This is a genomic window from Micropruina sp. (assembly GCF_027492755.1).
GTDB lineage: Bacteria > Actinomycetota > Actinomycetes > Propionibacteriales > Propionibacteriaceae > Micropruina.
The window spans coordinates 1-11,320 of the sequence record NZ_JAPUED010000178.1 but is presented as its reverse complement, the minus strand read 5'-3'; the positions used below and the strand labels follow the sequence as shown (position 1 = coordinate 11,320).

Below are 11,320 nucleotides of genomic sequence, written 5' to 3'. Positions count from 1 at the left end.
TTCCACCCGCGGCGCCAGAGCGGTACGAAAAGAACCGTCCCTCCGTACCACGCAACTCGCGGATCGAGCGTGACCCATGCCGCTCCGCCTGCGCGTCGGAGACAGCGGTACGCGGGGACGGTTCTTTTCGTTCCACCCGCGGCGCCAGAGCGGTACGAAAAGAACCGTCCCTCCGTACCACGCAAGCTTGCCGCCCCATCACGTCCCGACTGACACGCCGAATCAACTTCGTTCGGTCTATTGACCATCGTTCGGTCTATAGGGCAGACTGGAGGTACTTACATAGAGAACAAAGGAGCTCTCATGTCCGAGCAATACGCCTCTCCACCCGCCGAGGAGCAGGAGATCGTCGACCCCGTCCAACTCCGTCGGGCCACCCTCGCCTCGTCCGTCGGCTCCGCCTTGGAGTACTACGACTTCTACATCTACGGGCTCGCCAGCGCACTGATTTTCGGCGAACTGTTCTTCAAGCCGCTCGGCCCGGCCGGCGCCACCATTGCCGCCCTGGGTACCTACGCGGTGGGCTTCGCGGCCCGCCCGATCGGCGGCCTGGTCTTCGGCGCCATGGGCGACAAGATCGGACGCAAGGTCGTCCTGATCATCACCATCGCCCTGATGGGCGGCTCGTCGATGCTGATCGGCATGCTGCCCACCTATGACTCCGTCGGCATCTGGGGCGCCATCCTGCTGGTCGCGCTGCGGATCGCCCAGGGCCTCGGCGCCGGCGCCGAACAGGCCGGTGCCACCGTGCTGATCTCCGAGTTCGCACCACGCAAACGCCGCGGCTTCTTCGCCGCCCTGCCCTTCGTCGGCATCCAGGTCGGCACCCTGCTCGGTGCCGGCACCTTCGCACTGCTGGCACTGGCCAGCCGCGACGTCCTGTTCGGCTGGCTCTGGCGAGTGCCCTTCCTGCTCGGCGCGGTACTGATCATCGTCGCCGTCGTCATTCGCATGCGGCTCAAGGAATCCCCGGCCTTCGAGGCCCTCGAAGAGGCCGAGGCGAAGCAGGGCGAACACGTGAAGCAGACCGTCGGCCAGGCGATCTCCACCTCACGACGCAACATCCTGATCGGCATCGGCCTGCGGATGGGTGAGAACGGCAACTCCTCGATCTACTCGGCGCTGCTGCTCGCCTATGTGGCCAGCCTGCCCGCCTACAAGGGCCAGGCTCTGCTCAGCACCTGGGGCGCGGTCGTCGCAGCACTGATCTCCATCTTCACCGTCGTGTTCTTCGGCGCCCTCTCCGACCGCGTCGGTCGCGTTCAGGTCTACCGCTGGGGTGCGTTCTTCAGCACCGTGTTCGCCTTCCCGGCCTTCTGGCTGCTCACCCTGGGTCACATCTGGCTGGTCCTCGTGGTGATGGGCGTCGGCATCGGCATCGGCGTCCAGGCGATGCTCGGCCCGCAGTGCGCCCTGCTGCCGGAGCTCTTCGGCAATCAGCACCGCTTCACCGGCGTGGCGACGGCGCGCGAGTTCTCCGCCGTGCTCGCCGGCGGCATCGCCCCGCTGGTGGGCGCTTCGCTGCTGGCTGTGACCGGCAACGCCTGGTGGGTCATCGCCATCTACTCGGGGCTGCTGTCGCTGATCTCGTTCCTCACCACCTTCGTCACCCCCGAGACCAAGGGTCGTAGTCTGACGGATCTCAACGACGCCGGACAGGAGACAGTGCATGCCTGATCAGGACACGGTGCGGGTGGTCGTCGCCACCCCCCTGGCCCCCGAACTGTGCGACCGCGTCGCGGCCGTCGACCCTCGGGTCGAGGTCGTGGTGGATCAGGAGTTGTTGCCGCCGATGCGGCACCCGGCCGACTTCGCCGGCGACCCTTCGTTCAGCCGGACGCCGGAACAGCAGGCCCGCTTCGACGAGTTGGTCGATTCGGCCGAGGTGCTCTACGGCATCCCCGACGTTCAACCCCCGGCGCTGGCCCGCACGGTCGCCGCCAACCCGAAGCTGCGCTGGGTGATGACCATGGCCGCGGGCGGCGGCGGTCAGGTGGTCGCCGCCGGACTTCCCGACGAGGCGTTGCAGCGGATCGTGTTCACCACCTCGGCCGGCGCGCACGGCATTCCGCTGGCCGAATGGGCGATCTTCGGCCTGGTCTGCGGCTGCAAGGAACTGCCCCGGCTGCAGCGTCAGCAGCGGGCCCACGAGTGGCCCAACCGGGTGGTCGGACGTCCGCTCGAGGGCAGCACCGTGCTGATCGCCGGTCTCGGCGGCATCGGCCAGCAGGTCGCCAAGCGCTGCAAGGCGCTTGGCATGACCACGCTCGGCGTGAAGCGTCGGGTCAGCGAGGTCGAGAACGTCGACGAGGTTCATCCGCTGGACGACCTGGCGAGCATCGTCGGCCGTGCCGATCACATCGTGCTCACCCTGCCCGGCACCGCGCAGACCGAGAAGCTGGTCAACGCACAGCTGCTGTCCCTGGCCAAGCCCGGCGTGACGATCGTCAACGTCGGACGCGGCACCGTCATCGACGAGGACGCCCTGGTCGACGCGCTGCGCTCGGGCCAGGTCGGTTTCGCCGCCCTGGACGTGTTCGCGGTCGAGCCGCTGCCCGCCGACTCCCCACTGTGGGATCTCGACAACGTGCTGGTCAGCCCGCACTCGGGCGGTCTGGACAGCCGCGAGGACGAGCGGATCTGCGAGATCTTCTGCGACAACCTGCGCGCCTACCTGGCCGGCCGGCCGCTGGCCAACGTGGTCGATCCGGCACTGGGTTACTGAGTACTGACATGGAGCTTTTCGTCAGCGCCAATGACGCCAAGCTGGTCCGTGACGCCGGCCGGGACGTGTTCCCGGCCGGCGTCGGTTCCGACACGCTCAGCCTGATCGACCTGGACGCCGAACCGCCCGCGGTGCTGGCCACGGTCGACGTCCGCACTTCGATCGTGGGTCCACCGCAGGCCGTCGCACTCTCCCCGGACGCCCGCTGGGCAGCCGTGGCCGCACCGACCTCCTACGATCGCGACGCTCAGGCGCTGGTCTTTCACGAGATCCTGCAGATCGTTCGACTGGGCGGGTCCGAGCCGATGGTCGAGGTGATCGAACTCGGCAGCCATCCACAAGCGGTGGTATTCACCCCGGACGGCGGCAGGCTCCTGGTGACAACCGTGAGCGGCGAGGTGGTCGTCTTCGCCGTCACCGACGAGCTGGTCGAGCAGCGGCAGCGAGTCACGGTGTCGTCCGGACGGCTGGCCGGCATCGGCGTCCTACCCGACGGCAGTGCTGCGATCGTGTCACTGCGCGACGAGCAGGGTGCTGTCGTCCTCGACCTCACCGGCGGCGAGGTCGCCGTGCGTCCCGAGCGGCTGGCCACCGGTGTCAGTCCCTACGTGGTCGACACCGATGCCGCCGGCCGGTGGGCCGTGATCGGCAACGTCGGCTGGGGCGGCAAGGCATTCCAAGCCGGTCAGAGCGTGGCCGATGTCGACCTGGTCACCCTGGTCGATACCGCCGACCTCCCCTACCGGGCGGTCGATCACGCGGCGGTGCCGTCCATTCCGGAAGGTGTGTCCATCTCTCCTGACGGTCGTTGGGTGGTGGCCTTGTGCATGGCCGGCAGCCAGATCGGACGTGATCGGCCGGGCCACAGCGGCACCGGACGCCTGGTCCTGTTCGCGAACGACAACGGACGCCTGCGCCGGGTCGATGAGCTACCCACCGGTGCCGCCGCCCAGGGCGTGGTGTTCAGCCGCGACTCGCGGCGGATCGTCGCCCAGCTGTACGCGGATCGCTGCCTGGCCGTCTATCGGATCGACGCTGACGCGCTGACCGACACCGGCGTCCGCATCGACCTGCCCGGGGGTCCCGCCTCGCTGCGCCGCAACTGACCCGCGTCGCCCCGCCCACGCCCTCCGGCGAACACCGAGAGCTCGCCCCCCTCCCTGTGAGGGACGCTGATCGATGCGGCGTTCGCTGGTTGGGCTCGTCGAAACCCGTTGCCACAGACGTCTCGACAAGCTCGTCCACCGATGGACAGCACTTCCCTGGCTGCCGTCTGCGGAGATCCCGGATCAGGTCCGGGATGACGACCCTCGTTGGTCGAGCTTGTTCGAGACCCTTGATTTCGTACGGCTCGACCAACGGCGGCGCGTGGTCTCGCACGACCCTTTGGGGTGAGATGTACTCGGCTCCTTCGGAGTGAGATGTATTCGGCGGGCAACAGGTCTAGGGTGAGCGGTCGTGGGCGAAGTCATCTCAGTCTCGATGCTGGTGGTCGTGCTTGGCTTCGCCGTCATCCGGCCGCGCGGGCTACCCGAGGCGGTGGCCGCTGTTCCCGCCGCTCTCCTCGTGCTGTTGACCGGCGCGCTCGGCTGGGACAAGGCCTGGGGCGAGATCGAGCACCTGTTTCCGGTGGTGGCATTCCTGGCCGCGGTGCTGGTGATCAGCGAGCTCTGCGACGCCGACGGCCTGTTCCGCTACGCGGGCGCACTGATGGCCGCCAAGAGTCGTGGCGATGCCCAGCGGCTGCTGGTCTTCGTCTTCATCCTGGCGGCAGTGGTGACCGCGGTGCTGTCACTGGACGCCACCGTCGTGCTGCTCACCCCGGTGGTCTTCGCAACGGCGTCCCGGATGGGGGTGCGGCCCAAACCGCACGCCTACGCCTGCACCCACCTGGCCAACGCCGGCTCGCTCCTGCTGCCGGTGTCGAATCTGACCAACCTGCTGGCCATGTCGGCCGCCGGGCTCACCTTCGTCTCGTTCGCCGGGCTGATGGCGTTGCCCTGGCTGGCTGTGCTGGTGGTGGAGTACCTGGCCTTCCGGCAGTTCTTCGCCGCCGACCTGTCGATCCCGGCGACCGACCCCGAACCGCCCGAGGTGCCGCCGCTGCCGCGCTTCTCGGCGATCGTCCTGGCGCTCACCCTGGTCGGCTTCGTGGTCGCCTCCCTGTTCCACATCGAGGCCGCCTGGGTCGCCCTGGCCGGCGCCCTCGTGCTGCTCGTCCGGGCGTTGAAGCTCAAGCAGGTGACCGCCAAGGACATCCCGGGCTTCATCAACCTCGGCTTCCTCGGCTTCGTGCTGTCGCTGGGCATCGTGGTGACGGCCGTCGTCGAGGGTGGCCTGGGTGCCGCAATCGGCCAGATCGTGCCGTCCGGACAGACGCTCGTGGCGTTGTTCCTGTGGGCCGGGCTGGCTGCCCTGCTGGCGAACCTGGTGAACAACTTGCCCGCCGTGCTGGTGCTGCTGCCGTTCGCCGCCCAGTCGGGTTCTGGCGCGGTGCTGGCGGTGTTGATCGGCGTCAACGTCGGCCCCAACCTGACCTACGTCGGATCCCTGGCGACGCTGCTGTGGCGCCGGATCGTGCAGGCGCACGATCACGAGACACCGATCCAGGAGTTCACCCTGCTCGGCCTGCTGGCCACCCCGATCGCCATCGTTGTCGGCGTGCTGGCATTGTGGATTTCACTCACCATCGGAGGTGTGGCATGAAGATCGTGATCTGGGTCCGGGAAGGAACCTGGCCGGCCTGTGTGGACGCGGCCCGCGACCTGGTCGGTTCCGGGCCCGCCGAGGTGACCCTGGTCTGCGTCCGTGAGGAGGCGTCCGGCCCTCCGGACCCGGGCTTCGGCTCGCTGATCGGACGCGGGCGCCGGCGGAAGGCCACCGAGGAACTCGATCAGCTCAGCCGGGACGCCGCCGAAACCATGCTGCGCCGAGCCCAGGAGCGGCTCGGATTCGACGCCACCATGCGGCTGGAATCCGGCTTCCCCGAGCGGCTGGTCACCGCGGCCGCGGACGGCGCCGACTACCTGGTCCTCGGCCGCGACGGCGACCGTCGCCGGCTGGGCCCGAACAGCATCGGCAAGCACACCCGCTTCGTGATCGACCACGCACCCTGCCGGGTACTGCTGATCTGGCCGGACCGGGTGCCCGATCTGGGGTCGATCCCTCCCCCACCGCCCGATCGCTGAGCCCGCCCACGCCGTCCGACCCGCCGACCCAGCGGCGTCCGGGCCACCCCGGCGTCCGACCCACGAAAGCCCTGTCCAGCTACTTCTGGCCTCCCGTCGACGGGAGGCCAGAAGTAGTTGGGCAGGGCTTTTCCTGGCTCCTTCGGCGGGCCGGCCGCCACCACGACCACCCGGTCTACGACTTCCCTACGAAGTTGCTGACGCGCGCCGAGACCCGGTGCTACTGTGCTGACGGAGCGAAAGCTCACACCAAAGGGTTGCTACCCGACTAGGGGCAAGACCTGAGTCGCATCTAGCGGTGCAACTCGGGTCGTTTTTTGTGTCCGGTCCAGATTTCCCCAAGATAGCTAGTAGACAGGAACCGACAATGGCGTCCACTACAGCCGAACAGATCGTCGAGAAAGTCGGCGGTCCCGGCAACATCACCAGTCTTACCCATTGCGCGACCCGGCTTCGCTTCGAACTGAAGGACGCCGGCGTCGTCGACCAGAAGGCTCTCGAGTCCATCTCCGGAGTCCTGGGCGCCGTGCCGCAGAGCGGCGACCGCTACCAGGTCGTCATCGGCGGCGCGGTCGCCTCGGTCTATGCCGACATCACCAACCTGCCCTCCATGAAGGGCGCCAAGGGAGCGCCGAGCGACGACGACGTCAAGGCCGCCGAACGGGCCAAGGCCCGCGGCAAGGTCGCCTGGCTCGACGCGTTCTTCGAGTACCTCTCGAACTCGTTCCGGCCGCTGCTCGGCGTGCTGCTCGGCTCCTCGCTGATCATCGCGATCGCCGCCGTCCTCGACGCCCTGCACATCGTTCCCTTCCAGGGGGTGGACCGCATGGAGGCCGCGGGCGCCACCTGGGTGTTCTGGGACTCGATGTGGCGTTCGGTGCTCTACTTCCTGCCGATCATGGTCGCCTACAACGCCGCCAAGGCACTCAAGGTCGATCCCTGGATCGGCGGCGCGGTGATGGCCGCGGTGTTCACCCCCGAGTTCCTCTCCCTCAAGGACGCCGCGGACACCGTGTGTGTCACGAATCTGGGGCAGGACCAGTGCGTGGCGCAGATCTTCGGCCTGCCGATGCAGCTGAACGGGTACGGCGGCCAGGTGTTCGTGCCGCTGATCATGGTCGCGGTGCTGGCGCAGCTCTACAAGCTGCTGAAGAAGATCTTCCCCGAGAACGTCCAGATGGTGTTCGTTCCGTTCTTCTGCCTGCTGATCATGGTGCCGGTAACCGCGTTCGCAATTGGTCCGTTCAGCATCTGGATCGGTAACGGCCTCGGTGCCGGCTTGGCCTGGCTGAACACCGCTGTGCCGCTGCTGTTCGCCATCCTGATCCCGATGATCTACCCGTTCCTGGTGCCGCTCGGCCTGCACTGGCCGCTCAACGCGCTCATGCTGGCCAACATCAGCACCCTGGGCTACGACTTCATCCAGGGCCCGATGGGCACCTGGAACTTCGCCTGCTTCGGTGCCACCGCCGGCGTCCTCGTCGTGGCCAGTCGCGCCAAGGACATGGAGGTGCGGCAGACCGCCATCGGTGCGCTGGCCGCCGGTTTGCTGGGCGGCATCTCGGAGCCGTCGCTGTACGGCATCCATCTGCGCTACAAGCGGATCTACCCGCGCATGCTGGTCGGCTGTGCGGTGGGCGGCGTGACGATCGGCATCCTCAGCTGGCCCTTCGGCGGCGTCAAGACCGGCGCCTTCGCCTTCACCTCGCTGCTCACCATCCCGGTGTTCAACCCGATGTGGGTCTACGCGATCTCGATCGCGGCAGCCTTCGTCGTGGCCATGCTGCTGGTCATCGCCAGCGACTACCGCACCCCGGAGCAGAAGGCCGAGTTCGAGGCGGAGCAGGCTCAGGCCGCCGCTGACCTGGCCCTGGACGCCCCGGCTCCGGTCGCCGCTGCCGCTCCGGTCGCCGCCGCCGGTGGGGTGGCCACCCTGGTCGCCACCCGCACGGTCTCCGCGCCGGTGGCCGGCAAGGTCGTTCCGATCACCGAGGTCAACGACAAGGTGTTCGCCTCCAAGGCGCTGGGTGACGGCGTCGGCATCATTCCGTCGGACGGCCACGTGGTCTCTCCGGTGGCAGGCGTGCTGATGACGGTGCCCGAGAGCGGCCACGCCTTCGGCATCAAGACCGATGACGGCGTCGAGGTGCTGGTGCACGTCGGCATCGACACGGTCCAGTTGGAGGGCAAGGGCTTCGAGCTCGAAGTCGCCAAGGACCAGCGCGTCGAGGACGGCGATCTGCTCGCCAAGGTCGATCTGGATGCCATCAAGGCCGCCGGATACGACACCACCACGATGGTCGTGGTGATCAACACCGCCACCTTGAAGTCGGTCACCCCGGTCGGCGCCGGCGACGTCTCGCTGGGCGACCCAGTCATCGACATCGAGGCCTGAGAGGAGTCACCGGTGGCCGTCCCCGATGAGGGGACGGCCACCGGCGTGAACGCATGGAAATCCTGCGCGTCTTCAACAACAACCTCGTCCTCGCTCTGGACGAGAAGGGACGCGACGTCATCCTGACCGGCCGCGGCCTGGGCTTCCAGGCCCGGCCCGGTCAGGACGTGGACGCCGCCAAGGTGGTCCGCGTCTTCATCCCGGCGGACGGTCGCGATCCCGATCATCTCGCTGAACTGCTCGCCGGCATCCCGCCCGAGCACATCCATCTGGTCAGCCAGGCCATCGCCAACGTCGGCCTGGACGCCGTGGGCCGCAATCCGGCGCTGGTGATCGCGCTCGCCGACCATGTCAGCTTCGCCATCCGCCGCGTGGCTCTGGGCATGGACATCGTCTATCCCCTGCTGGCCGAGGTGAAGCACCTCTACGCCGACGAGTACGCGCGGGCAGAGGCGCTGCTCCAGGCGATCAACGCACGCAGCGACGTCCAACTTCCGGACACCGAAGCGGTCGGGCTGGCGCTTCACCTGGTGAACGCCGGTTTCGCCACCGGCGATCTCTCCTACACGTATCGGATGACCGGAGTCATCCAGCAGATGCTCACGGTCATCGAGCAGGCGTTCGGCATCACGCTCAGTTCCGGCAGCGTCAGCGTCGGCCGATTCATCACCCACCTGCGCTACCTGTTCGTCCGGATCCACCAGCACAAGCAGCTCGACTCCGAGCCGACCAGCGTCGGCAACGCCATCCGTGACGCGTTCCCGGAAGCCTCCGAGGTCGCCGTCCGGCTGGCCGGTGTGCTGGAGCTGCGACTCGGCTCGGCACTCACCCCGGACGAGATCTCCTATCTCGCCCTCCATGTTGCCCGGGTGGTCAGCGAACGCTGAACCCGGGACGACGCAAGCGGACCCCCGTTGGTCGAGCTCGTCGAGATCCCCAGGAACTCAGGCGGCGACGAGACCTCACCACTCCTGATCGCGCCACTGGATGATCGCCCCGCGCCGCGCCGAGGTGAGCAGGTCGACCGCGCCGAGGTCCATCGTCCCGGGTGGCTGCCGCGCGACACCGATCGCACGCAGCATCGGCTCGGCCCGCTGCGAGACCGAGCCCTGCACCCCGAAAGCGTCCAACAGCTCGGCCACCGGCAGCGAGGTGTAGTAGGTGCCGACCGTGTCGTTGGCGCGACAGATCACCCAGGCGACCGCAGCGGCACCCCTGATGGGCGAGGCCTTCCGGCGGAAGATGGTCGGATCGGCGATCGCCACGCGGCGCAGGAAGCGACGCATGGCCGTCCGGTGTTCGACGTCCAATAATTCATCCGCGCACCGGTCGCAGGCTTCGAGGAACTGCCCGACCACAGGGCGAATGTCGTCGGCGATGTCCTGCCAGTCGAAATCCTCGTCGGGCAGCGGCTCGACGTCGAGATTCCGCAACGCCTCGGCACCACCGACCGCCTCTGCCAACCAGCGCCGGCGTCGCGCGTTGAAGTCCTCGCCGAGCACGTTGGCCAGCAGCGCTTCCGGCCCCTGTAGCCGGTCGGCATGGATGACCTGCTGATAGGCGGGCTCCAGCTCGTCCACCACGTCGAGGGTCAGCTGGGTCAGCGCCGGCCGAACCTTCGTCAGATCATGGCAGTACCGGGTGAAAGCACGCAGCAGTTCAGGCAGCTCGGCCAGGTATGCGGCGTCCGCGACCACCTTGCGAGGGAACCAGTCCTCCATCAGGATCGATACGCTGGCGGGACTCCAGCGCAGTGGATCACCCCGTCCGTAGTCGGTGCCGAACCAGATCACGCTCTCCAACAAGCCACGATGGTCAGGGTTGTCCAACGGACGACCGAAGCGCGAGGCGAAGAAGTCCTCGGTGAGTGCGTCCTTCTCGGCGTGTGTCCATTCGACGCGTTCGGGAAGTTGGCCGCCGTCCGGCAACAGGCTCAGCATCCACACCAGCAGCGGGCGGCCGACCGGCCACATCTCCCCCTCGGGCTGCGGATACAGCCGGCGTCCATGGTCGACCGCGTCTTCCAGCACGGCGCGTGCGTCCGCGGCGTCCGTCGGACCAAGGGTGGTGTCCTGATCGAGATGGGGCCTCAGCAGTTCGGCGAGTTCGTCGCCCGGGACCGGCGCAAACCTGGCCTCCGACACCACGGACCCCAGGTTGTGCTCGACCGTGACGAACGCCGAGACCGATCGTCCCCCGACGAACTCCACATCGATCAGATAGCTGGTCTCGTCGCCCAGGGTATGGAACACGAACCAGGTGTTCGGCGACCCGTAGGCGTCCGACAGCCGGGCGAGCCAGCGCGGCATCGGCTGCTGCCGCTGCCCCAGCTCCGCACCGATCGCCTCGACCAGCTCGGTGTCATCCAGGAACTCGTGCAGCACCGTCAGCGCCGCCGTCGTCTCAGCGCAGGGCGTACCGATCAGTGACTCGATCAGCGGACCGCGTTGCGGCTGCTCGTCACGAGGACGGAAGAGGTCGCCGCTACGGGGATCGGTGGCCTCGGCCAGCCCGCTCACCAGTCCGAGCAGGTCGATGGGCTCGGGTGATCGCAACGCGCTGCGCAGTTGCTGGAAGAGTTCCTGATCCTCGACGCCGCCAAGATGCTCGCGAGGCTCCGGCACAGCATGGAGATGCCTGCGCTGAGTCGGACGTCGTGGGTGGCGGGGCCTACTCATCGCCCCAGCCTAGAAGAACCGGGAGCCGGCCGCCGAGCGGGCTCCGGCACAGCTCCCTTTCTCGCGGATGATCGGGGGGATTTCGAGGACGTCTGGCGCCCGCGACGTCCGTCCGACGAGGCGCCCGTCGGTCCTCGCGCCCGATTCGCGCACACACCGGTTGATCGGGTAAAGTTCTTGCTCGTGCTCGGGTCACCGAGCCAGCCGTTCGGGGCTATGGCGCAGTTGGTAGCGCGCTTCCATGGCATGGAAGAGGTCAGGGGTTCGAATCCCCTTAGCTCCACCCAGTTGCTCTTGTCAGAGTGCAGATCGACGCTTGGGGATGGCTCCAGGT

At 67.8% G+C, this 11,320-nt stretch carries 8 protein-coding genes and 1 tRNA gene; 8 read left to right on the top strand and 1 reads right to left on the bottom strand.

Annotated elements, in window-relative coordinates; genetic code table 11:
* The first annotated feature begins 303 nt into the window (after positions 1 to 303).
* From Q0066_RS12460 to Q0066_RS12430, 7 genes are all read left to right on the top strand, one after another.
* On the top strand, positions 304 to 1,677 hold the full coding sequence (locus Q0066_RS12460) for an MFS transporter (protein WP_298133355.1): 1,374 nt from the start codon (positions 304 to 306) through the stop codon (positions 1,675 to 1,677).
* Entirely contained in the window at positions 1,670 to 2,725 is a 1,056-nt protein-coding gene (locus tag Q0066_RS12455) for a D-2-hydroxyacid dehydrogenase (RefSeq protein ID WP_298133354.1), read from the top strand. Before Q0066_RS12460 ends, Q0066_RS12455 begins: the two co-directional genes overlap by 8 nt.
* An 8-nt stretch (positions 2,726 to 2,733) precedes the next feature.
* Positions 2,734 to 3,831 (top strand): hypothetical protein, encoded by a 1,098-nt coding sequence (locus Q0066_RS12450; RefSeq protein WP_298133352.1) that lies wholly within the window; start codon positions 2,734 to 2,736, stop codon positions 3,829 to 3,831.
* 352 nt (positions 3,832 to 4,183) lie between these two features.
* Entirely contained in the window at positions 4,184 to 5,431 is a 1,248-nt protein-coding gene (locus Q0066_RS12445; protein ID WP_298133350.1) for an SLC13 family permease, read from the top strand.
* A complete protein-coding gene (locus Q0066_RS12440) occupies positions 5,428 to 5,913 on the top strand; it encodes a universal stress protein (protein ID WP_298133348.1) in 486 nt (161 codons plus the stop codon). Before Q0066_RS12445 ends, Q0066_RS12440 begins: the two co-directional genes overlap by 4 nt.
* A gap of 367 nt (positions 5,914 to 6,280) precedes the next feature.
* Entirely contained in the window at positions 6,281 to 8,308 is a 2,028-nt protein-coding gene (locus Q0066_RS12435; RefSeq protein WP_298133346.1) for a glucose PTS transporter subunit IIA, read from the top strand.
* Between the two features lie 53 nt (positions 8,309 to 8,361).
* Complete coding sequence (locus Q0066_RS12430; protein WP_298133344.1) at positions 8,362 to 9,195, top strand: PRD domain-containing protein; 834 nt, start codon at positions 8,362 to 8,364, stop codon at positions 9,193 to 9,195.
* Between the two features lie 75 nt (positions 9,196 to 9,270).
* Here Q0066_RS12430 and Q0066_RS12425 read toward each other — a convergent pair whose 3' ends face one another.
* Positions 9,271 to 10,986 carry a hypothetical protein gene (locus Q0066_RS12425; RefSeq protein WP_298133342.1) on the bottom strand — a complete coding sequence of 572 codons (1,716 nt, stop codon included), beginning with the start codon at positions 10,984 to 10,986 and terminating at the stop codon, positions 9,271 to 9,273.
* A 210-nt stretch (positions 10,987 to 11,196) separates the two neighbouring features.
* Between Q0066_RS12425 and Q0066_RS12420 the strand changes: the two genes are divergently transcribed.
* Positions 11,197 to 11,269, top strand: a tRNA-Ala gene (locus Q0066_RS12420).
* Positions 11,270 to 11,320 lie beyond the last annotated feature (51 nt).